Below are 25,374 nucleotides of genomic sequence, written 5' to 3' on the forward strand. Positions count from 1 at the left end.
TCATGATGAACCCTGTTCCATGGCTCCAGATGACAAACATGATCTCATATCAGGGACTTGTTCGCACCTTCCCTAGACTATTTATCCTGAAATGATGATTTTTTTAGTTTTATCCATCGCGTTGACAAGTCCCCATCCCGCTGACTATTCCTGATATGTGCCCGTTCGGATGGCACCATAGATAACAAGGATGTAGGAGGGGACATGGACGCTAACACTCTCTTGCTCTCAGGACTGCTGGCTTCGTTGGTCGCGAGTTCAGGGGCAATCGCCAATGACGATATTGTTGCACTGCAATTGGGTACACCTGCCGAGAGCGAGAAGCTCGACATCTTTACTGCTGACGTGAAATTTCATCATATGTTCTGGCGTTGGGGCGACACAGGCTGTCAGCTTGGTCTGGGGGCTCGGGGTGGTATGTTGAAGGTAGGAGATGACAGCACAGCCAGACTCGGAACTGGTGCCAGGGCTGAGTGCCTGTGGGGCAACTGGGTGGTCTGGATCCCGGTTGAAGTGCTCTGGCTAGCGGAGCATGAATTCGGCCACCGCGGCAATGGCTTCAAGGACTACGGTGGGCCGTTCCAGTTTTCAAGTGGTATTGGTCTTGGCTATGCACTGACTTCAAACTGGCTGATTGGCTATCAATATGAGCACATGTCCAACGCCAACATGTATGAGCAGAACCCGGGTCTGGATAGTCACTCCATCCACATTGAATATCGCTTCTAGCTATTCCTTACTGCATTGCATGAGCCAAGCCCCTCTCCTCAGGGGCTTTTGCTTTGCGGGTGTTCATCAAGCCTAACATCTAGATCAGCGGCCCAGATATTCCCGGTCGAAGAAGGTGTTGACCCAGTGGGGGCGGTAGATGGCGAGCAGGGTCATGGTCATGCCGTTGAGCAGGGCTTCGGGGAAGAGCAGCAGTGGCCAGATGGAGAGGTAGTCGGCGCTGATGGTGTACCAGGGGTAAGTGTCGCTAAGACCCATCAGGAGGGCGCTGGCCACCACCTTGACCGAGATGGAGAGGGCGCCGCCAAGAAAGGCCACCACGAACAGGTAGACGAACAGGTGGCGCGGCAGCCAGGCCCAGCTGGCCAGAAACAGCAGCCAGGTGGTGGCGACCGGCAGGGCCACGCCGATGAGGGCCTGCCAGCCGATCTCGGCCAGCGGGATGACGCCAAAATAGCTGAGCACCAGCAGGGTGAGGCAGGGGGCGAGCAGGGCGAGACGCCAGCCCAGCAGCAGGGTCAGGCTGGTGAGGCCGAGAAAGTGCACGTCCAGTCCCTCGTGCAGGCCGGCCCGCAGGGTCCAGAGCGGCACCAGCACGATGGCGCCGCCGAGGCAGAGATGCTGATAGAGAGGATTGTGGTAGAGGGTGCGCAGCAAGGTGCCGCGCAGGCTGAATATGAGCAGCAGTACCCAGAGCAGCAGGGCGGCGGCTTGTCCTTCACTCATGGCAGATCCTTGTCCGGTGACGGCATGCAGATGGGCGAAGCCCGATGTGAAAGGGGCTGGCGTTTTCCCGGCCAGCCCCTGAGCTATCAGTATTTGACGTTGTTGTGGTACTTGGCGAGGATGCCCTGGACGCGGTCCATGGTCTCCTTGCTGGGCGGTTTGATCCCGTTGAGATCATAGGTGTCACCCAGTACGTCCCACTTGTGCTTGCCAAGTTCGTGGTAGGGCAGCAGCTCCACTTTCTCGACGCACTCGCCCAGTTCGGCGATGAACTGGCCGAGCCCTTCGGCACTCTCGTCGTCGTCCGACCAGGTCGGTACCACCACGTAGCGGATCCACATGGTCTTGCCCTTGGCGGCCAGATAGCGGGCAAACTCCAGGGTGTACTTGTTGCTGACATGGGTCAGCGGAATGTGCTTGTCGTCGTTGATCTGCTTGATGTCGAGCAGCACCAGATCGGTATTGTCGAGCACCTTGTCGAGCTGCTCGTCGTAGTGGCGCACGAAGCCGTTGGTGTCGAGGCAGGTGTGGATGCCCTTCTCCTTGCAGGCGGCGAACAGTTCGGCGATGAAATTTTGCTGCAGCATGGCTTCGCCACCGGAGGCGGTGACGCCGCCGCCCGAGGCATTCATGAAGTGACGATAGCTGGTGATGTCGCTCATCAACTCCGGCACTGTCACCTCGCGGCCGCCCTGGGTGTCCCAGGTGTCGCGGTTGTGGCAGTACTTGCAGCGCATCAGGCAGCCCTGCATGAACACGATGAAGCGTATTCCGGGGCCATCGACGGTGCCGCAGGTTTCAACGGAATGGATCCGGCCAATGACTCCGGATGCATCGGCGGTCACACTGGTTTCAGCGGCGGTGGCGCTGACTTCGACAGCGGGGATCCGATTAATGACAGACATAGACGACTCCAATGATTCGAGCAGGCCGTTATTTTATTACATAAAGCCCTATAAATCCTACATGTTTAGCCCGGTACCGGGGCACCCAGCAGGCTCTCGAGGGCTTTGGCGGTGAGCGGCCGGCTGGTCAGGAAGCCTTGATAATGCTGGCATCCGAGGGATTTGAGGATGGCGAGCTGCTCTTCATCCTCCACCCCTTCGGCGGTGACGGTAAAACGAAAAACCTTGGCCAGTTCCAGGATCGCCTTGACGATGGCCTTGTCCTGTTCGCTGTGTACCAGGGTCTGAATGAAGCTTCGGTCAAGCTTAACCTCGTCCGCCGGCAGGTCGCGCAGGTAGGCGAGCGACGAGTAGCCGGTGCCAAAATCATCGATGGAGAGCAGGATGCCGAGCTCCTTGAGCTGGCGCATTCTGGCGATGCTCTCCAGCCGGTTCTCCAGCACCACGGATTCGGTCACCTCCAGCAGCAGGCGGGAGGGGGGCACCCCGGTATCGCGCAGTATGTATTCCACCTGCTGCACGAAGCCGACGGTGTGGAACTGGCGGGCACTGACGTTGACCGACAGGTGGGGAATGGCCAGCCCGCGATTGAGCCAGAAGCTGTACTGGGCGCAGGCGGTCTTCATCACCCAGTAGCCGATGTCCTGGATGAGGCTGGTCTCTTCGGCAATGGGGATGAACTCCGCCGGCGGCACCATGCTGCCGTCGCTGCGCTGCCAGCGCAGCAGCGCCTCGATGCCGGACAGTGCGCCGTTGTCGACCCGGTATTGCGGCTGATAGTGCAGTTGCAGCTCGTGGTGGCGCAGGGCGTCGCGTAGCTGGTTGTTGAGCGCGAGCTTGCTCTTCTCTTTCTCGGCCATCGCCTCGCTGAAGAACACATAGTTGCCCTGGCCGGATCGCTTGGCCATGTGGGTGGCGGTGTCGGCCTGCTGCATCAGCACCAGGTGATCCTTGTCCTCGCTGGAGAAGAGGCTGATCCCCACTGAAGCGCTGCAGTGCAGCTTGTGATCCTCGATGTCGAACGGAATGCGAAACAGCCCCATCAGCTCGCGGGCGAAGTGCTCGGCGAGGATCTTGGCGGTGACATAGCCCTGACCCAGGGCGGTGAACAGCAGGGCGAATTCGTCACCCGAGATGCGGGCCAGCACCAGGTTGTCCTGCGGCAGCCCCTTGAGCCGCTCCACCACTGCCTGCAGCAGCAGATCGCCGCAGGCATGGCCGAGGGAGTCGTTGATCGACTTGAAGTTGTCCAGATCCACCAGCAGCAGGGCGCCCCACTGGCCGCTGGCCTCCTGCAGAGTGCGCTGCATGATGTCGTTGAGGCTGCGGCGGTTGTAGAGGCCGCACAGATCGTCGTAGTAGGCGAGCTGCTCGATGTGGCGTGCCGCCTCCTTCTCCTTGCTGATGTCGTAGAAGCTGCAGACGTAGTGGCTGATCTCGCCGTGCTCGTCCTGCACCCCGCTCACCATCAACCGCACCGGGAACAGGTGGCCATCCTTGTGCAGGCAGCGCTCTTCCCCCATCCAGAACTCCTGGGCCACCACCGCCTGGCGCACATCCTGTTTCAGGTGATCGCCATAGTAGGTGGGCCTGAGCCGGACGATATGCTGGCCGATCATCTCATCGTCGGCAAAGCCGGTGATGCGGGTAAAGGAGTTGTTGACCTTGAGGATGATCCCCTTGTGATCCATCACCAGCAGGCCGTCGTGGGTATTGAAAGCCACCTCGGCCAGCCGCAAGGCTTCGTCGGCGGCCAAGCGCTGTAGTTCGACGGCTGCCCGCTCGTGCTGGCTGCTGAGGGCATCGAGCAGTGGCATGGGGTCCGCCAGCGGCGTGTCGAGCAGCAGGGTGAGCTGGCCTATGGGGGCACCGTGCTGGCCGTGCAGCGGAATGCCGACATAGACGGGGGCATTGAGTGCCAGCAGCTGGCTGGCCTGAGGATAGCGCAGGGGCAGGTCTTCCACATAGACCGCCTGGCCGTGCTGGAACAGCTCCTGGCCGGGGCCCGGGTCCATCTGGATGGGTTTGAGCACCGAGAAGGTCTCCCCCTCCAGCACGCAGCGCGGGATCATCCACAGCTCCTGGCCGCGGGGCTGGTACTCGCCGATCCAGCCGATGCGGGCGCCACTGACGCTCATGCCCCAGCGCACCAGGGCGCGGCAATAGGCGATGCCGGTCAGCAGGGTGAGCTCGGCCGGCAGGGCCAGCACTGGGTTGTGCACAGGTTCGGGGAGCGGTTGCCAGTGGCCGAGTAGCTGGGCGCTGTGCCGTACCAGTTGCAGCATCTCCTCGCTGAGCGGGGTGGCGTTGAGGTATTCAAGGCTCAGTACGCCGATGAGTTTTTCCTGCTCCAGCAACGCGCCGTCCAGGCGCGAGCTTACCCCCGCATTGGCTAGGTAGTAGTGCTGGCTCAGCATGGGCTGGTGCGCCGCCTCCGAAAAGCTCAGGGACTTGCGGGTGCGCAGGGCGCGGATGTAGCGGCTGTCGCCGCGAATGGGGGCCACTTCGTCGGCCCCCAGGGTGAAGACCGGGGTCAGTTGCTCGCTGCCGAGGGGCCCGTTGGCCTGATAGTGCCAGAGGATCAGGCGATCGGCCCCCAGGCTCTCCTTGAGGGTCTCCAGCATGGCGGCAAACTGCTGCTGGCTCGCCATCTGGCTCAGACGCGGCAGGTGCAGCGCCAGATCGGCCACCGGCTCCTGGCGCAGGGTCTGCAGGCAGATGAGCCAGAAGGCATCTTGTTCGTGGGAGAGGGCGACATGCCACTGCTGGCCGGCAAAGCGCAGCACCAGCTTGCCGCCCTGGCCGCTGGTGAGCGCCTGCTCGATGGGCAGGCGCAGCGCATCCGGCAACTGGGCCGGCCAGGGGCCTCTGGGCTCGTCAAGCCAGTAGAGCGGGGTTTGCATCACATCGGTCAGGGCGACCAGCCGCTGGCTGCGCACGTCCAGACGAAAGAACAGCGGTGTCTGGCTGGCAGAAGAAAGGTGACTGAGCGCGGTTGACGACATGAACTGATAACATCCTGTTGAACGACTGTCGGGTGGCAAGAATACTGCAAAATCGGTACAAACAAAATTTCATTGAATTCTAAATTAGAAAATACTAATTTAATGGCAATCTGTCGTTGACTGGAGTCTTGCTGATGAAACGGATCCTGATTGTAGGCGGTGTGGCCGGTGGTGCCTCTGCGGCGGCCAGAGCCCGCCGTCTGAGCGAAGAAGCGGAAATTGTGATGTTCGAGCGGGGCGAGTTCGTCAGCTTCGCCAACTGCGGGCTGCCTTATCACATCGGTGGTGACATCCCCAACCGGGATGCCCTGCTGTTGCAGACCCCCCAGAGCTTCAAACGCCGTTTCAACGTGGATGTGCGGGTCTTTCACGACGTCATCGAAATAGACAAGGCCGGCAAGAGCCTGCTGGTGCGCAACCTGCTGACCGGCGAAGAGCGCCGTGAAGCCTATGACGTGCTGCTGCTGAGCCCGGGCGCGGCCCCCATTCGGCCTCCGTTCCCCGGTATCGACAGCCCGGGTGTGCACACCTTGCGCAATATTCCCGACATGGATCGCATTCTGGCGGCGCTGGCGCACGATCAGCCGCGCCACGTCACCGTGGTGGGGGGCGGTTTTATCGGGCTGGAGATGATGGAGGCGCTGCACCAGCGCAAGCTGGCGGTCACCCTGCTGGAGCTCTCCGATCAGGTGATGGCGCCGGTGGATAAAGAGATGGCCAAGATGCTCCATGCCCGTATCCGGGAGGAGGGGATCGATCTACGCCTGCATACCGGCCTCTCGGCCATCGAGAGCCTGGATGTGCCTGCCGAGAAGACCTCGGCGGTGGCCACTGAGCAACGGGGCGGGCTGCGGCTGACCCTGAGTGACGGCACCCGGCTCGATACCGGCCTGCTGATCCTCGCCATCGGCGTCAAGCCCGAGACTCTGCTCGCCGCCAAGGCGGGGCTGGAGCTGGGGCCCCGTGGCGGCATCAAGGTGGACGCCGCCATGCGCAGCTCGGATCCCTTCATCTATGCGGTGGGGGATGCGGTGGAGGAGACCGACTTCGTCACCGGCGAATCTGTGCTGATCCCGCTGGCGGGCCCTGCCAACCGGCAGGGGCGCATCGCTGCCGACAACATGCTGGGCCGAAGCGAAACCTACAAGAAGACTCAGGGCACCGCCATCTGCAAGCTGTTCGATCTGGCGGTAGCCAGCACCGGCCTGAGCGAGAAGCGGCTGATACAGTTGGGGCTGCCGTTCGAGAAGGCTTATGTCCACCCTGGCAGCCACGCCGGTTACTACCCCGGCGCCCACCCGGTCAGCCTCAAGCTGCTGTTTGCCCCCGATGGCAAGATTTATGGTGCCCAGGCCATCGGCAAGGACGGGGTCGACAAGCGCATCGACGTGCTGGCGGTGGCCCAGCGCGCCGGTCTCACCGTGTTTGATCTGCAGGATCTGGAGCTCACCTATGCACCGCCCTTCGGCTCGGCCAAGGACGTGATCAACATGGCCGGCTTCGTGGCCAGCAACCACTTGAAGGGGGACACCCTGCTCTGCCACGCAGCCGAGGTAGAGGCCCGTCACCCTCATCAGCAGGTGCTGGACGTGCGCAATGGCCCTGAACTCGACAAGCTGGGTCGCATCCCGGGCGCCCTGCATATCCCCCTCGATGAGCTGCGCGGCCGCCTCCATGAGCTGCCCAAGGATAAAGAGCTGCTCATCAGCTGCCAGGTGGGCTTGCGCGGTCACGTGGCCTGTCGCCTGCTGAGCCAGCATGGCTTCAAGGTCAAGAACCTCTCCGGTGGCTTCAAGACCTGGCAGATGGCCACCGCCGAATAGCGTTGGCCCGAGCTTTGTATCAGGGGCAATGCCAGCCAAAGGCCACTCCAGAGAGTGGCCTTTTTGTTTTCATTGCTTAACGGATGGATGGCTAGTGCGGCGTGTTGCCCAGTTGCTTGCGAACATGGTGTTGCAGGATCGCCAGCATGCAGGCACCGGAGAGGCCTATCATCAGGGCGCCATTGACCGCCTCGAGCGGCCCAAGCAGCTTCCACTGCGCACTCATGACGATGTCGCCATAGCCCAGGGTGGCGAAATTGACACCCGAGTGATAGACGGCCTCCTGCAGCGTGTTGAACTCACCCAGCCACAGGAACAGGGCGCCCCAGATGCCAATCTGCACCAGGTTGCCCAGCATCACCAGGGTGATGATGCCAAACAGCGCCAGCACCCCGGCCAGCATGCCTTCCCGCTCGCTGAACCGCTTGACGTAGAAGCGGATGCACCAGACGGACATCAGGGATTGCAGCAGCATGTTGGCCAGGATCACCGGGATACCGACCAGAAAAATGGAAAACATATCACTCTCCTATCGATGCTTGTGCCAGTGGCCGGCCGATGGGCCAGCACTGTTCAAGCAGCCAGATACAGAGCCAGCCGTAGCCGGCCACCAACAGATAGAGGCCGCAGCGCATGGCGGCTGCCAGCCAGACATCCTTGCCGGTGGCACTGTCCTCGATCGCCGGACCAAACAGGATCAGCGCAGTGATCCAGGCGTTGCTCCAGAACGAGGGTGGAAAGCGACTTGGCACCAGCCGCACCAGCCGTCGTGCCAGCCAGAGGGTCATCAGGGCCAGCAGCAGCACCAGCATCAACAGCGAGGGCCAGAGACCGAGCCCCTGCCAGAGCAGGAACGCCAGCAGGGCGCCCGTCAGTGTCGACAGCACCAGCTCCTTGCCTGCCTCTTTGGCAGTGAGCGAGCTGCTCTGCTGGGCCAGCATCACCGTCTTCATCACTGCCGGGATATAGAAGGCCGGATTGCCGAGCGCCAGCAGCCACACCGGCAGCACGATGGCCACGGCCCGTAGCGCGAGTCGCTCGGGATGTTCGGGGCGCTGAGGCGTGGCCCTGGTCTGGGCTCCCGCCACCGGCTGGGGCGGGAACAGGCTGTGGGCCAGCCGGTTGACCAGGGTGCCTATCAGGATCCCCAGCGCCATCAGCTGGGCAAGGGCGATGGCAAGCGCCTGCTCGATGAGGCCGGCCACCGGGATCACTGTGATGGCCATGATGAGCAGCATGGCGGCCGCTCCCTTGCCCGTCAGCGCCTGTTGCATCAGACCATGGAGCAGCAGTGCGACGATCAGCACTGCCGCCAGCGCATAGTGGGTCAGCAGGGGCACCAGCAACACGCCGCCGACCATCACGGCCAGCAGCAGGGCGCCACCCAGCAACCCTTTGCCAAGGCTGAGCGGCTCGCCGGGGCGACACAGCACCACCCAGGCCATGATGACCCCGAGGTGGGGCATGGGCAGCGCCAGCCCATAGCAGATCAGGGTTGCCAGTGCGATGCCGGTGCCAATGCGCAGTACTGTCCTGTCGGCGTTATGCATGGGTGCCTCAGTAGAGGAAGGAGCAGAGGCTCATCAGCCGGATATGGAGCGAGCCCAGCTGGTTCATCACCCAGCTGCCGCCGGCGCTGCCACTGGTATAGACCAGCACGTCGGCCTGACCGCCGACCCGCAGCGCCTCGACCGGGGGTAAGTCAGCGGCCTTGAAGGCGATCTTGACCGGGAAGCGCTGAGCCTGGCGCAGCCAGTCGCGGTTGTTGTCCACGCTTGGCAAGGTGCCCGCCGGTTGACTCTTGCCGTCGCTCACCCCGTAGCCGATGCTGCGCACCTCCCCCTCGAACAGGCGGCCGGGCAGGCTGTCGAGCAGGATGGCGACCCTGTCACCGGCGTGAATGTTGCCGAGGTTGTTCTCCGTCAGATCCGCCGACACCCAGACGTCGTGGATGGCGATCAGGGTCATGGCCGGGGCACCGGCACCGATGAACTGGCCTGCATCCGTGTGAAGATCCGTGATGAGACCGCGGCCCGGTGCCACTACCCGGGTGTTCTGGCGATCCAGCTCGGCCTTGTGTACCGCCGCACGGGCGCTGAGCAGCTGGGAGTTGTGATCGCCGCTCGCCCCGGCGGCCTCGATGGCGCGGCGCACGTCGGCCTGGGCTGCCGCCACCTGGCTCCTGGCCGTCTCGCGGCTGGCCTGGGCCACCTCGAGGCGACGCACCGAGATGGCGCCCGGATCTTCCCGATAGAGCCGCTCCTGCCGTTCGGCGTCCTTGGCCGCGTTGTCGTAGGCGGCACGCATGGCCATCAGGGCCGCTTCGGCCGCCTTGACCCCTTCGCTATTTGCTTTGACGCCGCTCAACACCGTCTGGTAGTCGGAGCGCGCCTTGGCCAGCGCGATGTCATAGGGCTCGGCATCGATCTCGAACAAGGGGGCGCCGGCTTCCACGTCCTGATTGTCGCGTACATATACCTGCTTGATCTGGCCGGATACCTCGGCGGCGACGGGAACCACGAAGGCCTGCACGCGAGCATGGGAGCTGTAGGGGGTCAGCCGGTCAGCCAGCAGATACCAGATGAGCAGCAGGAGGATGAGTACCAGCAAGCCGAGCGTGGCGCGGCGGCTGGCCTGGCCGGGGGAAGCGGAGCTGTCAGTCATTCGAGGTTACCTGTCGGGCAGAGGATGAGGGGTGGGCGGCGTCGAGCAGCGGGGCCCAGTCGGCGCGCTGGCGCAAGCGGGCTTCCACTGCCGGGGTGACCAGAGGACGTTCTCGCCCCTGTTCCCAACCGCCACCCAGTGCCTTGTAGAGGGTGATGAGATCGCGCATCCGGGCGCCACGGCTGTTGACCAGCCGCTCTTGCTGATTGAACAGGGCGCGCTGGGAGTCGAGTACCCGCTGGAAGTCCGCCATCCCCTCGCGATACTGGGTGTTGGCGATGTTGAGGGAGCGGCGGGCGGCCTCGCCGGTCTGGGTCAACAGGGCGATCTCGTCCTGGCCGTTGGCGTAGGCCACGGCCGCGTCGTCCACCTCGCGTGCCGCCTTGAACACGCTGTCGCGATAGCGTTCGTGCAACTGCTGGAAGCGGGCGTCCTGCACCAGGATCTGGTTGCCGAGCCGCCCCTGATCGAGCAGGTTCCAGCTCAGCGATGGCCCGGCGGCCCAGGAGAAGGTGCCGCTCTCCCCGCTGGTGGCGCTGATGCCCAGAGTACCGAGCAGGGTAATGGAGGGGTAGAGTTCGCTCTCGGCCACGCCGATCAGTGCCGACTGGGCGGCCAGCTGTCGCTCCGCCACCCGCACATCGGGGCGACGGCGCAGCAGATCGGCCGGCAGTTCGGTGACCAGCGTCAGCTCGCCCCGGGGGATCTTGCCGGTATCGGCATTCATCTCGGGCAGGGGCCCTGGGGCTCTGGCGAGCAGGGTCGAAAGAGCATTCTGGCTCTGGCGCAGGCTGGTTTCGAGCTGCGGAATGCCGGAGAGGGTGCCCAGGTACTGGGTCTTGGCCTGCTGCACGTCCAGTTCGGCGCTGTTGCCGCTCTTGAACAGCCGCTCGGTGATCTCCAGGCTGCGCTGCTGGATGCGGGCATTCTCGCGAGCGATCTGCAGTCTGGCCTCGACGGTGCGAATGCTCACATAGAGCTGGGCCACCTGGGCCGCCAGCAGGACCTGGATGTCATCATATTGCGCCAGGGTGGCGAAGTAGTTGGCATTCGCCGCCTCGATCCCGCGCTGGAACTTGCCCCAGAAGTCGAGTTCCCAACCGAGGTTGAAGCCGGCGCCATAGCTGCTACCCGAGCTGCTGTGGCCGTTGCGGGTCTGGCCCGCCTGCAGCAGCTCGGCGGTGCCGATGGTGGCCTGGGGGCCGAGCAGGCTCTCGGCGATGCCGAGCTGGGCCCGGGCCTCGAGGATCCGCAACCCCGCTATTCGCACATCCGGGTTCTTGATAAACGCCTCTTCCACCAGCGTGCTCAGCACGGGGTCGTGCAACCGGGTCCACCACTGGCGATAGTCGGTGGCCGAAGATACCTGCTGGCCTGTGCTGACGGGGTGCCAGCCGGCCATCTCCTCGACGCGGGGCGCCTGATAGTCAGGGCCAAGCAGGGTGCAGGCACTCAACAGCAGGCATGCGCCCCCCGTGAGCAGAGGACACATGGTATGACGCTGGGCGGCCATGGGGCTATTTTTCCGCAGTAGCCAGACCTTCGTTGACCCAGGCCATGAAGATGCGATAACCGATGGAGAGCAGGGTGGCCCCGATGAACATGCCGAGGATGCCGCTGGTGGCCATGCCGCCAAGGGCGCCCAGCAATACTACCGGCATGGGCGCATCGACCCCGCGCCCGAGCAGCAGCGGTTTGAGCACGTTGTCGGCCATGCCGGCGACGATCAGCAGGACGCTGTAGAAGATGTTCAGCAGGGTGCCGTGATCGCCTGCGCTCCACATGTAGGCGATGGCGGGCCCCGTTACCAGGATCACGGGCACCTGGGCGATACCGAGGATCAGCGCCAGGACGAAGAAGATGCCGACCGCCGGGATCCCTGCCAGCATCATGACGATCCCCGCCAGCAGGGCCTGGATGAAGGCCACTCCGATGACCCCCATGGCCACGGCCCGGATGGTGCTGGTGCACAACTTGGTCAGCGACAATCCCTTGCGTTCATCCGTGATGCGCATGGCGATGCGATCGGCGCTCAGGGCGCCCGGAGCTCCCCAGGCCATCATGATGCCGGCCACGATGAAGGAGACGACGAAGCCCAGCAGTCCACCCCCCATGCTGGCCAGCATGCCGACCACCTGTTTGGCGAGATCGCCGAGTTGCGGCTTGTAGCTGATGAGGAGGCTGGGCAAGTCCACCGATGCCTTCAGCCAGAGGGCGTGGAGCTTGGTGCCGATCAGCGGGAGGCTGGCGATGTCGGCGGAAGGTGCCGGGATTTGCAGGGTGTTGCTGTCCATTCGCTCCATCAGGGCGCTGACGCTGTCACCCAGGGAGCTCAGCATGGCCACGGTGGGGGCCACGATCAGCAGGATGCCGAGCAAGACCAGCAGGGTGGAGGCCCGCCCCTGTTTTCCCCCCAGCCGCACGGCAAAGCGCTGGTGGAGAGGATAGAGAGTGACGGCCAGGATCAGGGCCCACAACATCATGTTCATGAAGGGGGAGAACACGGTGAAGCAGAAAGAGCCCAACACCAGGATCAGGCCGAACTTGATGAACATATCCAGGAACCGGGCAACCAACCGCTTTTCGACGATGGACAGATCGTTATTTTCCATTCTGGTATGACTCCAACGAAGGATGAGCACACAACCGTGCTTGTCTGACGTGAAGGACTGCCCAGCAAGCGGGTTGTACGGTAATAAATAGACTGAATTCAGAGTGTAGGGGGTATTTCGAGGTTGCCCCCGGTTTATTTGTTGTGCCGACAATCTATGTTTAATAAATATTTAACTGATTGATATCTGGTCGATTGGTTCACCGGCGCTGATCAGGCTGGATAATAAGGAGTCCGATCACCTGCGGCACCAGAGAACAGTTGTTTCCAGTCTAGTCTGCGGCCGAAAAACGGGGCGGATTTGCCTATATAAAATAGCGTCGGCAGTGTGCGCAGTAGAATGGCGGATATTGCGGCCCTGTCATGGCTGGATATTTCTGTTGCCACAGATAGCGGTGAGGAAGACGTGTCCGCAGCCAGATGCTCGATGTTGACAGTTGGACATTGACAGGAAGCATGCTGACGGCATCCATGTGTTGATGTGTACCAAATCGGTGCTTGTCATATTTTGAAACATATTTTCCGCCGGTTTGCCGTTACAGATTAAACCCCGGTACAGCTTGCGGTGGTTATAACCCTGTCAACGTGAAGACAATACCGCCATTGGTAGGGTAGGTCTCACTGCGAACACTAACCGGCTTGTGGCGACTCGAACGCAACTTATTTCTCGCTGAGGTTGTTTGCCTGTGCCATGCTGGCAATCGCCATCCAGGGCGTTGCTTGGCGCGGGCTACCAGCACTGGCATCTACACGTGTCTTCCGCCCTTGACGGTTCACCCCGTTTTCATCTCATGCAAGGGGATCTGAATGAACAAATCCACATGTTGCCAGGGGCTCTCCATCGCCGCCATGCTGGCCCTTTCCTCGGCCATCACGCCGGTAACGAATGCAAGAGAGAGTTTGCCGACGCAGGCTCATCTTCTCTCCAGCCAGCTGCTGACCCAGCTCAATGATACAGTGGCAAGTGACAGCGAGCGTCTGATCGCGCTTTACAAGGACTTGCACCAGCATCCCGAAATTGGCTACACGGAGGTGCGTACCGCCGGTATCGTCAGTCAGCAGTTACGCGAGTTGGGGTTCGACGTCACCGAAGGGATCGCCAAGACTGGGGTGGTCGGGGTGCTCAGAAACGGGGACGGTCCGACGGTCTGGTATCGGGCTGACATGGATGCGCTGCAGGTACGGGAGGCGACTGGGTTCGATTATGCCGCCAAGACCAAACAACGCCTGGCAGATGGCAGTGAGATCGATGTGATGCATGCTTGTGGTCACGATGCCCATGTCACCTGGTTGCTTGGCATGGCCAAGGCCATGGTCGCGCTCAAGCCGGCCTGGTCAGGTACCCTGGTGGTATATGCCCAGCCTGCGGAGGAGCCGGGGACCGGGGCGCAGAGCATGGTGGATGACGGTCTGTGGCAGCGCGGTTTCCCCAAGCCGGATTACGCCTTTGGTGCCCACGTGGTACCTGGCCCCACCGGGCTGGTGGCCAGCGCGGCGGGAGTGCGGATGGCGGGGGTCGATCAGCTCGACATTACTTTTCACGGGGTAGGTGGTCACGGTTCGACCCCCGAGCTGACGCTGGATCCCGTGGTGATGGCGGCCCAGGCTGTGCTGGCCTATCAGACCATCATCAGCCGCAATCTCGATCCCCAGCAACCAGCGGTGCTGACGGTGGGTGCCATCGAGGCGGGGCGTGACAACAACGTGATCCCGGCCAGTGCCGTGCTCAAGCTCAATCTGCGCTGGTTCAGCCACGAAGTGCGTGAACTGCTGCTGCGGCGTATCGACGAGGTCAACCGGGGCATCGCCATCGCTGCCGGGGTACCGGATGACAAGTTGCCGACCCGGCTGATGAAAGGCAGTGCCGGTGCCGTGGTCAATGATGCCGAGTTGATGAGCCGAGTCACGCCTGTCTTGCGTCAGCTGCTGGGGGAGCAGAACGTGATCAGTGATTTCCCCTCTGCCATGGGCTCAGAAGATTTTGCCGAAGCCTTCAAGGGGATGAATGTCCCTTATGCCTATCAATTCATCGGAGTGGCACCGCCCGCGGTATTTGCCAAGGCCAGGGCGGAGGGAAAAACCTTCCCTTATGGGTTGCACAATCCCGACTTCTTCGTGGATCTGGCCGCCATTCCGGTCGGGGCCAGGGTCAATACGGCGACCGCGCTTAGCGTACTGGCCAAATCGGCGGGTCCGGCACAATAGCTGCGTTGAGCATTGACTACGGGTAAATAAAGGCAGGGTGTCTCGCGAGAGCACCCTGTTGTCATCGTGGCAGTTACCTCCTGTGTTGTCGCAAACATGACAATGAGTTTTGTGTCAAGCGAGCCTGATCCCTTATCCTGTTGGCTATTGCGCTGCACTGGCAGCGAGCCAATCAGGGATGACATTTATGCGCCGCGTCGACTCTCACCCTCGCTTCTCTTGTTCCTCACCGCAACAGATGACCGCCCCGGGGCGCCGCTGGTCGGCCCTGCTGCTGGCGGGGCTCACTGCGCTGCTGCTGAGCGGCTGTGGCCCCGACAAGCTTGTCGCCAATACGCCGACCGCGCAAACTGATGCCCAGCAGGAGGCCGAGGCGCCGAGTTCAGTCGTGCAAGCCAATGCCCGTCAATATCGGGATGCCCCGGCGCTGGCGCTGGTCTTCTCCGGCCCCTTGGCACCCAAGGCGAACTGGCAGAGCTGGCTTTCTGTGAGTGAGGGAGGCAAGCAGGTGCAGGGGGAGTGGATCCTGGCCGACGATGGTCGCACCCTCTACTTCCCGAACGTGCAGCCCGATAAAAGTTACGAGGTGAGCCTCAAGGCGGGGCTGGGTCCATCCCCCCAGCGCTGGACCCTCAAGACCCGCCCGCTGGAAGCGGGAGCCTCCTTTACCGCCAGTGGCATGGTATTGCCGCTGCGCGACGAGCTACGCCTGCCCATCAGCGCGGTCAATGTGGATGAGGTCAATATCGACTTCTTCCGGGTCGATGCGGAATATCTGCCCCGTTTCCTGGCCGAGTATCGTCCCGGTGCTGGCATGGGCAACTGGGAGCTTGAGCAGATCACCAAGCGGGCCAAGCGGGTGTTCAGCGGCCGTTACGCGCTGGAACTCGATGCCAACCGGCGCGAGACCCGCCTCATCAACGTCAAGGAGCCGCAGCTGACGGAGGCCGGTGTCTACTTTGCGGTGATGTCGCCCCTTGGCAACTACGACTGGCGCAAGGAGACCACCTATTTTGCGGTGAGCGACATGGGGCTCAGTGCCCGCCGTTACCGCGATCAGCTGGAGGTGTTCGTGAGCTCCCTGGCCAGTGCCGACCCGCTCAAGGATGTGCAGCTCTCCCTGCTCGACGAGAAGGGCAACCGGCTGCAGGTGCAAAATACCGATCCGCAGGGCCATCGTCGCTTCGATCAGGTGCAGGGTGCACGCCTGCTGCTGGCCGAGCAGGGCAACCATCTGGCAGTGCTGCGCCTCGATGGTGCGGCGCTCGATCTCTCCACCTTCGATCTCGGCACTCAGCCCTGGCAGGCCCAGCAGCTTTATCTGTTCAGCGGGCGTGACCTCTATCGTCCCGGCGAGCAGCTCGACAGCGAGATCCTGCTCAAGGGGCAGGATGGCCAGCTGCTGCCGGGGATGGCAGTGGAGCTGGAGGTGAAACAGCCGGACGGCCAGCTGCTCGAACAAAAGCGGCTGCTGCCCGATAGCCTTGGCGCCGCCCACTACGGCTTGCGCCTGCCGATTGATGCGCCGCTCGGGCGCTGGACCATCAACCTCAAGACCGCCGCCGGTAGCCGCTTCGAGTGGCCTTTTCTGGTGGAGGAATTTCTGCCTGAGCGCTTGAAACTGCAGCTTGGCAAGGGGCCGGATGGGGAAGTCATGGATCTGGACGCCGCCCTGACGTTGCCACTGCAAGGCGACTATCTCTACGGTGCGCCGGCGAGTGCCACCAAGGCCAAGGCGGAGGTAAAGATCAGCCGCGCCACCATGCCTTTTACTCAGTGGCAGGAGTTCACTCTGGGTGACGTGCTGCTTGCCGAGCAGGCCAAGGATCTCGAGCCTCTCAATCTCACCCTCGATGCGCAGGGGCAGGGGACTTTTTCGTTAGCTGATGAGCTCGATGGGGGGGGCGCCCTCGGGCCGCTGGAGGTGGCCTATCGGGTTTCCTTGTCTGAGCCTGGTGGCCGCGCCGTCAATCGCAGCCGCACCCAGTATGGCTGGCCCGCGGGCAGCCAGTGGCCGGCGCTCAAGGCCGATTTCGTGGCGGAGCGGGTAGAGGGGGGCAAGCCGCTCCCCTTCCAGATCCTCAACCTCGATGACAAGGGTCAGCCGGTGGCGGGGGCGGTGAAGGTGCGCCTTATCAACGAGTACCGAGACTACTATTGGCACTACGCCGATGGGGAGGGGTGGAAGTACGAGTTCAACAGCCAGCCCTATCTGGAGCAGGAGCAGACCCTGCAGCTGGATGGCAAGGGGCCGACCCCGCTCACGCTGCAACTGGCGGCGGGCTGGTATCGATTGGAGGTGGAGAACAGTCAGGGCCATCAATCGAGCCTGCGGGTGGAAATAGGCAGTTACGCCTGGGGCGGCGGTGGCGAGCAGGCACGGCCCGACAAGATTGCCATCACCCTCGACAAGCACGCCTATCAGGCGGGTGACAAGGCCAAAGTGACGCTGGTGGCGCCGCGCCCCGGCAAGGGGTTGCTGCTGGTGGAAGATGGAGACGGCCTGCGCTGGTGGCAGCGTATCGAACTCAAGGGCGCAGGTGGCGATGCCAAGGATGCCCGCGGCGAGTTCGAGATCCCGGTCAGCCCCGAGTGGCAGCGCCATGACTTGCATATTTCTGCCCAGATCGCCGCGCCAGACAGCGCCTCCAAACCGGCTGGCAAGCCGCAGGGGCAGAGCCTGCGCTCGGTCGGGCTGGTGCCGCTCACCCTGGATCGGGAAGCGCGCCGTCTGCCGCTTACCCTGAGCGCGCCTGATAGAGCGGTGCCGCTCACCCGGCTGGAGGTGACCGCCACTTCCACCCCCAACAGTCAGGGCCGCGTGGTGCTGGCTGCGGTGGATCGGGGCGTGCTCAACATCAGCGACTACCAGCCCCTCGACCCATTCGAGATCTTCTTTGGCCGCAAGCGCTTCGCCCAAGATTTGTTCGACAATTATGGCCAGGTGATCCCGCCGCAGGATGGCAAGTTGGCCCGCCTCAACTATGGGGGGGATCGGGCGCCGCTGAAAAAGGGCGGCGCGCTGGAGAGCCGGGTCGAGATCGCCGCACTGTGGAGCGGCGAGGTGAGTTTTGATGAGAGCGGCAAGGCGGTGATCCCGCTCGATCTGCCCAACTTCAACGGCGAGCTGGCGCTGATGGCGCTGGCCTGGAACGAACAGCAAGTGGGTGAGGCCGATCGTGCCGTCAAGGTGGTGGCACCGCTGGTGGCCGAGATCGGTTGGCCGCGCTTTGGCGCCAGAGGCGATGAGACCCGGGCGCTGGTGCAGCTGCGCAACATGAGCGGTGAGGATCAGACCCTCTCCCTTGTGTGGACTCTCAATGGCGGGCTCAAGGCACACGGCGAGCTGCCCGGCACCCTTTCCCTTAAAAGCGGCGAGGAGCAGTGGCTGACCCTGCCGCTCACCGTGACTGGGGCGAACGGCGTGGCAAGCCTGCAGTTGGTGGCCCGCGGCAAGGATTTTGCCATCAGCCGCGACTGGTTTTTGCCGCTGCGCTCCCCCTGGCCGGCCGAGACTCGCCAGCGCTACCAGATGCTGGCTCCCGGCCAGCAGATGAGCTTTGCGCCAGCTGAGCTGGCCGGTCTGGATCGCGCCAACCTGCAAGGGCTGCTCAGCCTCTCCGGCACTCCCCCCTGGGATCCGGCAGCCCAGTGGCAGGCGCTGGCTGACTACCCCTACGCCTGTCTGGAGCAGACCTTGTCCCGTGCCTGGCCTTACTTGCTGACCACGGCGGATGAGCGGGCCGCCTGGAGCAAACCCGCAGAGGGCAAGCAAGCGGCGAGTGAGGCGGATGTGCAGCGCGCCCTGCTGCAGCGGCTGCAACGGTTGCAACTGCCAAGCGGCGGCTTTGGTTTGTGGGATGGTCGCTCCGACGAGGAGCAGTGGCTCACCGCCTATGCCGCCGACTACCTGCTGGCGCGCAAGGAGGCGGGCGACGCAGTGCCGGAGGCGATGCTCAATCAGGCGCTGAACCGGCTGCAGAGCTATCTCACCGACAGCCAGTACGGCGAGCGCTGGAGCAGTGCCCCCGAGCACAGCCGTCTTGCCTATCAGGCTTACAGTGCCTATGTGCTGGCCCGGGTGGGTAAGGCCCCACTCGCTACCTTGCGCCTTGTCTGGGAGCAGCAGGCCGATCACGCCCGTTCCGGTTTGCCGCTCTTGCACCTCTCGCTGGCGCTCTCGGTCATGGGGGATGAGCAGAATGCCGCCAAGGCCCTCAGCCGGGCATTGGCGACCGAGCGCGGGGACGACTATCTGGGGGATTACGGTTCACCGCTGCGTGATGAAGCCCTCGAGCTCTCCCTGCTGCGCCAGCACAAGCTGGCTGCGGAGCGCTGGCCGGCCCTCAGTGCCAAGGTGGCCGATACCCTGGCTCACCGTCAGTGGCTCAGCACCCAGGAGCGGCTCGCCTTGTTGCGACTCGCCCGCTTCGATCCGGCCGTCGACTGGCAGGCCAAGGTGACTTCCTCTCTTGGCAGCGGAGCCCTGAGCGGTTCGGCCCCGTTGCAACTGGGTGCCCCCGAAGCACTGGCGGCGAGCATCGTCACCAACGAGGGCAAGGGCTCCCTCTATGTGCAGCGCACTCTGGTAGGTTACCCCGAACAGGCACCGGCACGGGTCAGCAAGGGGATGAGCGTGACCCGCAGCTGGTTCAACAGCGACGGTCAGCGTTTTGATCCCGCCAAGGTGAAGGTCGGCGATCTGGTGGTGGTGCGGCTCAACGTCAGCAGTGAATCGGCAGTGCCCGATGCCCTGCTGGTGGAGATGGTGCCCGCTGGCTTCGAGCTGGAGAACCCGGCCCTTGGCAACAGCATCAAGCTCGAAGAGCTCTCCATCGAGGGGAAACCGGCGTGGCAGAGCGAGTGGAACGACTATCTCAAGCATCAGGAGTTTCGTGACGACCGCTACACGGCGGCGCTGGATCTGAGCGAGGGGAGCAACCAGCAGCTGATTTACCTGATGCGGGCGGTGACGCCGGGTCGCTATCAGGTGCCGCCGACCCAGGTGGAGGATATGTACCGGCCCGAGCTTAGGGCTGTGGGTGAGGATATCCATGAGGTAACTATCTCTGAGTAGCTGGCGCTTGATGAGTCGCAGACGCCTTCTGAGCAACGTTTCTTCCAGTGAGCGGGTTCGCCCGCTCACTTTCTGGCAGCATGGTTGGCTGAAATTGGGTCGCAGCGGCCGCGCTGGCTGGCGCTGGCTTGGCCATCTGCCACGCTGGCTGCGTTTCTCGGTGCTGGGCGTTGTAGCACTGCTCCTTTCATTGCTGGCGCTGGATCGACTCTTCCCTCCGCCACCACTCGACCCTGCCTACGCACGGGTGGTGCTCGACATGAAGGGGCGGCCGCTGCGCGCCTTTGCCGATACCAGTGGGGTGTGGCGCTACCCCGTGACCCTGGAGCAGGTCTCCCCCCGCTATATCGAGGCACTGCTGGGCTACGAGGATCGCTACTTCTGGCGTCATCCCGGGGTCAATCCAGTGGCCATGGTGCGCGGCATCGGTCAGTGGCTACGCTACGGGCGGGCCGTGTCGGGCGGCTCGACCCTCACCATGCAGGTGGCGCGCCTTATCGAGCCCTACCACAGGAGCGTGCCCGGCAAGCTGCGGCAGATGGCGCGCGCACTGCAGCTGGAGTGGCACTACGACAAGCGCACCCTGCTCACCGTCTACCTCAACCGGGCGCCGTTTGGCGGCAACCTGGAGGGGGTACAGGCGGCAAGTTTTGCCTATCTCGGCAAGAGCGCCGCCAAGCTGACCTATGCCGAGGCGGCGCTGTTGGCGGTGCTGCCGCAGGCCCCCAGCCGCAACCGGCCGGACCGCCATCCCGAGCGGGCCCGCGCCGCCCGTGACAAGGTGATGGAGCGGTTGGTGGCGCAGGGTGTCTGGCCCGAACCGGTGTGGTTGGAGGGGCGCATCGAACCTGTGCTGGCCCGCGGTCACTTCACGCCGATGGAGGCGCCGCTGTTTGCCCGTCTCGCCGCCGACAATCAGGCGGGGGCGCTGGTGCACACCACCATCGATGGCGATCTGCAGCGCTGGCTGGAGGGGCGGGTGGCCAGCTATATCCGGCGCTTCCCCGAGCAGACCTCCGCGGCGTTGCTCTTGGTAGACAACAAAACCATGGCGGTGCGCGCCTATGTGGGCAGCGCCGAGTATGGCAATTTGCGCCGCCACGGTTACCTCGACATGGTCCAGGCGATCCGTTCCCCCGGCTCTACGCTGAAGCCCTTCATCTACGGTCTGGCCATGGACGAAGGGTTGGTGCACTCGGCCTCCCTGCTCTCCGATGCGCCGAGGCTGGGATCTGACTATCGCCCCGCCAACTTCTCCGGCGCCTTTCAGGGGCCGGTGACCCTGGCCCAGGCGCTGCAGCAATCCCTCAACGTGCCAGCGGTGCAGGTGCTGGAGGCGCTTGGGGCCGACAAACTGGTCAGCCGCCTCGACAACGCCGGGGTGAGACTGGCGCTCTCCGACAAGCCCAATCCGGCCATCGCGCTGGGGGCGGCGGGCATTCGGCTCGAGCAGTTGGTGGCGCTCTACAGTGCGCTGACCCGGCAGGGGCAGGTGGCGATGCCGGTCTGGCTGGCAGGGCAGCAGGCGGTGTCACGCCCCTTGCTGAGCCCGGGGGCCGCCTGGATCATCTGGCAAATCTTGAGTGCGCAGGGACGCTCAGATCAGCCTTTTGCCAGCGAGGCGACTGGCCGGGTCAACCGGCTGGCCTGGAAGACCGGCACCAGCTATGGCTATCGCGACAGCTGGGCGATGGGGGTCTCCGGTCGCTGGACCATCGGCGTCTGGCTGGGGCGCCCCGACGGCACCCCCATGCCCGGTTTCTACGGCCAGAGCGCGGCGGTGCCGCTGCTGCTCTCGGTCTACTCGCGGCTGGCTGACAACAGCCCTCTGCCGGCGCAGCCCAATACGGTGAGCGAGGCCGAAGTTTGCTGGCCGCTGGGGCGCAAGGCGAGTGCAACCCTGCCTGAGGCCTGTCTGCAGCGCCAGAGTGCCTGGTTGCTGGAAGAGCGTGATCCTCCCACCTTGCCGGATCCCATGGATTGGCCCTCGCCGCTGCGCCAAGTGGCGTTGACCAAGGAGGGCAAGCCGACCCTGGCACGCTGCCAGGATGCGGTGCAATCCGGTTTTCGGGCGCTCTGGCCATTGTCGCTGGAGCCTTGGCGGGTGCCTGGCGAGCGACGGCAGGCGCTGCTTGCCAGTGGTTGCAAGGGAGAGGAGCAGAGCGCCGAGCTGCAGGCCCCCATTCGCATCGTGGCGCTGGGGGAGGGCAATCTTATCCGCAGCCAGCGCTACCGGTTGCAGCCCAAGGTGCTGGGCGGTGTCGGCAAGCCGGCCTGGTTTCTCAATGGCCAGCGGCTGCGCTGGGACGGCGATCAGGTGCTGAGCGTGGCGGGTCGTTATCAGCTGGTGGTGGTGGATGAAGCAGGCAACAGCGATCGCATCGAGTTTCGCTTGGAAAATCCCTCCTGAGGGGAGGCGCCTCTGTTTGGCGTGTCAGAATATTGACGACATCGGGGGATGACTCCGATGTCGTCAGCGGATTGTCGATTTCCCCGCAGGGGGTAGTGGAGTCAGGGCTTGACCTGCCCCAGACGGGTGAAGAAGTGCTGACTCTTGCGCTGGTGGAAGTGGCTCTTCTTGATGGAGTGAAACACCAGCTTGCTGTCCGGATGGCTTGCCTTGAGACGATGGATCATCGCCATGGCGGGCAGGCCGGTACTCACCAGGGTGGTGAGCGGCAGACTCTGGGTCTGCGGCCCCAGCAGCTGGTTGAGCCCCTGCTGGGCCTGCTCGAAGCGGGTCAGCACGGTGGGCTCGGCGTAGCCGCTGCCCAGCATGGTGAGCAGGGCATCGAGCGCCTGATTAAACTCGGCCAACTGCTGGCGAAAGCCGCTGCGGCTGCGCAGGGCGATCAGCTCTGCAAACGGGATGTCGGCCAGGTGAGTGGGCACTTGCAGCGGGATCTCGAGGTGGAAGCAATCCTGCCCCCCCCGGTTGTGATAGCGGGATTCAAGCAGGTGGAGCAGCCGGTCCAGATAGTCGTGATCGGTGATGAGGGCCCCCTCATTGGCAAGTGCCCACTCGCGGGCGAGCCGCATGGAGAGCAGGTTGGCAAAACGCCGTGCCATCCTGAACCCGCCCTCCTCCCGGCTGGCAAAACCGTGCGCCAGGCAAAAGCCGTGCAGCCGCTCCAACCCTGCCTGGGCCGGGCAGAAACAGTCGTGGTTGGCAGGCTGGCGCCAGCGGCCGATCAACTCCTTGTTGCCAAACACCTTGTGGCGCACGAAGTCGGGGGCGACAAGGCCGGCAATCTGACTCTCTATCTGGGGAGTGATGGCGGCAAAGAAGGCGGCATCCGGCCGCTCGGCCAGCAGATCCGTCTCCTGTTCGAGCGTCTGCAGCAGGGCGGTGAGGCCGCTCTTCTCACTGACGGTGAAGACGAAGGCGAGCCGCTCCAGATAGAGCAGGGCAAACTTGAGCCAGAGCTCGTCACGTACTTCCATGCCGGGGTAGTAGATGTAGGTCTTCATCGAATGGGTCTGTGGTCAGGAATGTTGCCGGGACGCAGGTTCGGGAATATACGCAAGATTGCCTCGGTGCGGCAAACATTGCGTGGGGGAATGTGAGCAAACGCTCATCCAGTAGGCGATGGCCACAAAGTTCTGATATAATTCGCGCCCTTAAATCAAGGTCACCCGAGTCATTACCATGAAGTTCATTATCAAGCTGTTCCCGGAAATCACCATCAAGAGCAAGTCGGTTCGCCAGCGCTTTATCAAGATCCTGCAGGGCAATATCCGTAATGTCCTGCGCCGGTTCGACGACGATGCCCGGGTGCGGATGGATTGGGACAAGCTGATCGTGAGCTCGCGCAATGACCAGTTCCGTGAACAGGCCATCGAAGCCCTGGCCTGCATTCCCGGCATTCAGGCTTTCCTCGAGGTACAGGCCAGCAAGTTTACCGACCTGCACGACATCTTCGAGCAGGTGAAAGCCGTGTGGGGTGACCAGCTCGAGGGGAAAACCTTCTGCGTGCGCGCCAAGCGCCACGGCAAGCACGAGTTCTCCTCCCTCGAAGTGGAGCGCTACGTGGGCGGTGGTTTGAACCAGCACTGCGTGAGCAACGGCGTGCGCCTCAAGAACCCGGATGTGAAGATCAACCTCGAGATCGACGGCGAAGAGCTCTTTATTGTCAGCGCCATCCATCAGGGCCTGAGCGGCATGCCCATCGCTACCCAGGAGGATGTGCTGAGCCTCATCTCCGGCGGTTTTGACTCCGGTGTGGCCTCCTTCCAGTTCATCAAGCGCGGCTGCCGGGTGCACTACTGCTTCTTCAATCTGGGCGGTGCCGCTCACGAGATTGGCGTCAAGCAGGTGGCCTATCACCTGTGGAACCGCTTCGGATCTTCCCATCGGGTGCGTTTCACCGCGGTGGACTTCGAGCCGGTGGTGGCCGAGATCCTCGAGAAGATCGATAACGGCCAGATGGGCGTGGTGCTCAAGCGGATGATGATGCGTGCCGCCGCCAAGGTGGCCGACGAGTTCCAGATCCCGGCACTGGTGACCGGCGAGTGCGTGGGTCAGGTCTCCAGCCAGACCCTCACCAACCTGAACGTCATCGACCGGGTGACCGACAAGGTGATCCTGCGCCCGCTTATCACCTGGGACAAGCCGGACATCATCAGTGAAGCCCGCCGCATCGGCACCCTGGAGTTCGCCGAGACCATGCCGGAGTATTGCGGTGTCATCTCCAAGAAGCCGACCGTGAAGGCCGAGCTCTCCCGTATCGAGGCGGAAGAGGAGAACTTCGACTTCGCCATTCTGGACAAGGTGGTGGCCGAGGCCCGTTACCTCGACATTCGTCGCATCGGTGAAGAGACCGCCGCCGAGGTGCAGGAAGTGGAGACTACCGCCGAGAGCGGCGACAACGAGGTGATCCTCGATATCCGCTCCATGGACGAGCATGACGAGAAGCCGTTGCTGGTAGAAGGGCGTGAGGTCATGCATATCCCCTTCTTCAAGCTGGCCACCGCCTTTGGCGATCTGCCCAAGGAGAAGACCTACCTGCTCTACTGCGATCGCGGCGTGATGAGCAAGCTGCAGGCGCTCTATCTGAAAGAGAAGGGCTTTGCCAACGTCAAGGTGTACCGTCCGTAATGTGGCATTCATGCATGCATAAAAAAATCCGGCCAATGAGCCGGATTTTTTTATTTCACTCGGGGGAGATGATGTTCGTTAAGGGCAGGGCACCGGGGTAAAGGTGGATTGCCCCTGACAGCGCCACCCCATCTCCGCCTGGCGCATCTGCCACAGGTTGTTGCTGCGAAACAGGGTCAAGATGTAGATCATGTCGCTCTTGGTGCCGTCGAGGGCAACGGAGAGCACCAGATCGTTGTCCAGCTGTTGTGCCTGGATGCGACTGGGGATGTCGCTGTGGCCGACAAAACGCAATGCCACTTCACGATAGTCATTGACCCAGCTCTGCTGGGCAGTGCTTGCCTGTCGGATCTGCTGGTTGAACTGCTGCACCGGGGTGGAAGCGAGCCGTCCAAACAGTACCTGCGCTTCGGCCTGCGCCGTTGCCACATTCATCAATAGCAGTGATGTGATGAGTCCAAGTTTTTGCATGAGGGATTCCGGCTTACAACACTGGACCTTATGACAACAGAAAAGCCTGCTTGGTTCAAC

Annotated in this window: 16 protein-coding genes; 6 read left to right on the forward strand and 10 right to left on the reverse strand. The window is 63.0% G+C overall.

What is annotated here, in order from left to right; translation table 11 throughout:
* Window positions 1–204: 204 nt before the first annotated feature.
* Window positions 205–729, forward strand: coding sequence for an acyloxyacyl hydrolase (locus PG881_RS21610; RefSeq protein WP_025201858.1), 525 nt, complete (start codon window positions 205–207; stop codon window positions 727–729).
* Window positions 730–813: 84 nt separating this feature from the next.
* On the opposite strand, the gene PG881_RS21615 is transcribed toward PG881_RS21610, so the two are convergent.
* The 3 genes from PG881_RS21615 to PG881_RS21625 form a co-directional block, all read right to left on the reverse strand.
* Window positions 814–1,455, reverse strand: coding sequence for an energy-coupling factor ABC transporter permease (locus PG881_RS21615; protein ID WP_011705578.1), 642 nt, complete (start codon window positions 1,453–1,455; stop codon window positions 814–816).
* An 86-nt stretch (window positions 1,456–1,541) separates the two neighbouring features.
* Entirely contained in the window at window positions 1,542–2,360 is an 819-nt protein-coding gene (pflA, locus tag PG881_RS21620) for a pyruvate formate lyase 1-activating protein (protein WP_011705579.1), read from the reverse strand.
* 65 nt (window positions 2,361–2,425) lie between these two features.
* Window positions 2,426–5,365: a sensor domain-containing phosphodiesterase gene (locus tag PG881_RS21625; RefSeq protein WP_270802794.1), complete on the reverse strand. Its 2,940-nt coding sequence runs from the start codon at window positions 5,363–5,365 to the stop codon at window positions 2,426–2,428.
* Between the two features lie 134 nt (window positions 5,366–5,499).
* Here PG881_RS21625 and PG881_RS21630 point away from each other — a divergent pair, with 134 nt between their 5' ends.
* A complete protein-coding gene (locus PG881_RS21630; RefSeq protein WP_270802796.1) occupies window positions 5,500–7,188 on the forward strand; it encodes an FAD-dependent oxidoreductase in 1,689 nt (562 codons plus the stop codon).
* Window positions 7,189–7,279: 91 nt separating this feature from the next.
* On the opposite strand, the gene PG881_RS21635 is transcribed toward PG881_RS21630, so the two are convergent.
* From PG881_RS21635 to PG881_RS21655, 5 genes are read right to left on the reverse strand one after another with little or no spacing between them, the layout of a single operon-like run.
* Entirely contained in the window at window positions 7,280–7,708 is a 429-nt protein-coding gene (locus tag PG881_RS21635) for an ion channel (protein ID WP_016350335.1), read from the reverse strand.
* A gap of 1 nt (window position 7,709) precedes the next feature.
* Window positions 7,710–8,738 carry a hypothetical protein gene (locus PG881_RS21640; protein WP_270802798.1) on the reverse strand — a complete coding sequence of 343 codons (1,029 nt, stop codon included), beginning with the start codon at window positions 8,736–8,738 and terminating at the stop codon, window positions 7,710–7,712.
* 7 nt (window positions 8,739–8,745) lie between these two features.
* On the reverse strand, window positions 8,746–9,852 hold the full coding sequence (locus tag PG881_RS21645) for an HlyD family secretion protein (protein ID WP_270802800.1): 1,107 nt from the start codon (window positions 9,850–9,852) through the stop codon (window positions 8,746–8,748).
* Window positions 9,845–11,365, reverse strand: a complete 1,521-nt coding sequence (locus PG881_RS21650) for an efflux transporter outer membrane subunit (protein ID WP_270802802.1) — start codon at window positions 11,363–11,365, stop codon at window positions 9,845–9,847. The genes PG881_RS21645 and PG881_RS21650 overlap by 8 nt, the downstream gene beginning before the upstream one ends.
* A 4-nt stretch (window positions 11,366–11,369) precedes the next feature.
* The gene (locus PG881_RS21655) at window positions 11,370–12,464 is read right to left on the reverse strand and encodes an AI-2E family transporter (protein ID WP_270802804.1); all 1,095 of its coding nucleotides are present in this window, start codon (window positions 12,462–12,464) and stop codon (window positions 11,370–11,372) included.
* A gap of 806 nt (window positions 12,465–13,270) precedes the next feature.
* On the opposite strand from PG881_RS21655, the gene PG881_RS21660 reads away from it, so the two are divergent.
* The 3 genes from PG881_RS21660 to pbpC all read left to right on the forward strand — a co-directional run bounded on the left by PG881_RS21660 (window position 13,271) and on the right by pbpC (window position 22,155).
* A complete protein-coding gene (locus PG881_RS21660) occupies window positions 13,271–14,668 on the forward strand; it encodes an amidohydrolase (protein ID WP_024943695.1) in 1,398 nt (465 codons plus the stop codon).
* 187 nt (window positions 14,669–14,855) lie between these two features.
* Window positions 14,856–19,745, forward strand: a complete 4,890-nt coding sequence (locus tag PG881_RS21665; protein ID WP_408770885.1) for an alpha-2-macroglobulin family protein — start codon at window positions 14,856–14,858, stop codon at window positions 19,743–19,745.
* 10 nt (window positions 19,746–19,755) lie between these two features.
* A complete protein-coding gene (pbpC, locus tag PG881_RS21670) occupies window positions 19,756–22,155 on the forward strand; it encodes a penicillin-binding protein 1C (RefSeq protein WP_270802808.1) in 2,400 nt (799 codons plus the stop codon).
* A gap of 101 nt (window positions 22,156–22,256) precedes the next feature.
* Here pbpC and PG881_RS21675 read toward each other — a convergent pair whose 3' ends face one another.
* The gene (locus tag PG881_RS21675; protein WP_270802811.1) at window positions 22,257–23,216 is read right to left on the reverse strand and encodes a hypothetical protein; all 960 of its coding nucleotides are present in this window, start codon (window positions 23,214–23,216) and stop codon (window positions 22,257–22,259) included.
* Window positions 23,217–23,394: 178 nt separating this feature from the next.
* Here PG881_RS21675 and thiI point away from each other — a divergent pair, with 178 nt between their 5' ends.
* On the forward strand, window positions 23,395–24,843 hold the full coding sequence (gene thiI / locus PG881_RS21680) for a tRNA uracil 4-sulfurtransferase ThiI (RefSeq protein WP_024946451.1): 1,449 nt from the start codon (window positions 23,395–23,397) through the stop codon (window positions 24,841–24,843).
* Between the two features lie 78 nt (window positions 24,844–24,921).
* On the opposite strand, the gene PG881_RS21685 is transcribed toward thiI, so the two are convergent.
* Window positions 24,922–25,314 carry a hypothetical protein gene (locus tag PG881_RS21685; protein ID WP_039214967.1) on the reverse strand — a complete coding sequence of 131 codons (393 nt, stop codon included), beginning with the start codon at window positions 25,312–25,314 and terminating at the stop codon, window positions 24,922–24,924.
* Window positions 25,315–25,374 lie beyond the last annotated feature (60 nt).

Source organism: Aeromonas sp. QDB54 (assembly GCF_027707385.1).
Lineage (GTDB): Bacteria > Pseudomonadota > Gammaproteobacteria > Enterobacterales > Aeromonadaceae > Aeromonas > Aeromonas hydrophila.

What these genes read in the sequence shown, in the direction of transcription:
- PG881_RS21610 (WP_025201858.1), top strand. Translation starts at nt 205, where the DNA reads ATGGACGCTAACACTCTCTTGCTCTCAGGACTGCTGGCTTCGTTGGTC.
- PG881_RS21615 (WP_011705578.1), bottom strand. Translation starts at nt 1,455, where the DNA reads ATGAGTGAAGGACAAGCCGCCGCCCTGCTGCTCTGGGTACTGCTGCTC.
- pflA (WP_011705579.1), bottom strand. Translation starts at nt 2,360, where the DNA reads ATGTCTGTCATTAATCGGATCCCCGCTGTCGAAGTCAGCGCCACCGCC.
- PG881_RS21625 (WP_270802794.1), bottom strand. Translation starts at nt 5,365, where the DNA reads ATGTCGTCAACCGCGCTCAGTCACCTTTCTTCTGCCAGCCAGACACCG.
- PG881_RS21630 (WP_270802796.1), top strand. Translation starts at nt 5,500, where the DNA reads ATGAAACGGATCCTGATTGTAGGCGGTGTGGCCGGTGGTGCCTCTGCG.
- PG881_RS21635 (WP_016350335.1), bottom strand. Translation starts at nt 7,708, where the DNA reads ATGTTTTCCATTTTTCTGGTCGGTATCCCGGTGATCCTGGCCAACATG.
- PG881_RS21640 (WP_270802798.1), bottom strand. Translation starts at nt 8,738, where the DNA reads ATGCATAACGCCGACAGGACAGTACTGCGCATTGGCACCGGCATCGCA.
- PG881_RS21645 (WP_270802800.1), bottom strand. Translation starts at nt 9,852, where the DNA reads ATGACTGACAGCTCCGCTTCCCCCGGCCAGGCCAGCCGCCGCGCCACG.
- PG881_RS21650 (WP_270802802.1), bottom strand. Translation starts at nt 11,365, where the DNA reads ATGGCCGCCCAGCGTCATACCATGTGTCCTCTGCTCACGGGGGGCGCA.
- PG881_RS21655 (WP_270802804.1), bottom strand. Translation starts at nt 12,464, where the DNA reads ATGGAAAATAACGATCTGTCCATCGTCGAAAAGCGGTTGGTTGCCCGG.
- PG881_RS21660 (WP_024943695.1), top strand. Translation starts at nt 13,271, where the DNA reads ATGAACAAATCCACATGTTGCCAGGGGCTCTCCATCGCCGCCATGCTG.
- PG881_RS21665 (WP_408770885.1), top strand. Translation starts at nt 14,856, where the DNA reads ATGCGCCGCGTCGACTCTCACCCTCGCTTCTCTTGTTCCTCACCGCAA.
- pbpC (WP_270802808.1), top strand. Translation starts at nt 19,756, where the DNA reads ATGAGTCGCAGACGCCTTCTGAGCAACGTTTCTTCCAGTGAGCGGGTT.
- PG881_RS21675 (WP_270802811.1), bottom strand. Translation starts at nt 23,216, where the DNA reads ATGAAGACCTACATCTACTACCCCGGCATGGAAGTACGTGACGAGCTC.
- thiI (WP_024946451.1), top strand. Translation starts at nt 23,395, where the DNA reads ATGAAGTTCATTATCAAGCTGTTCCCGGAAATCACCATCAAGAGCAAG.
- PG881_RS21685 (WP_039214967.1), bottom strand. Translation starts at nt 25,314, where the DNA reads ATGCAAAAACTTGGACTCATCACATCACTGCTATTGATGAATGTGGCA.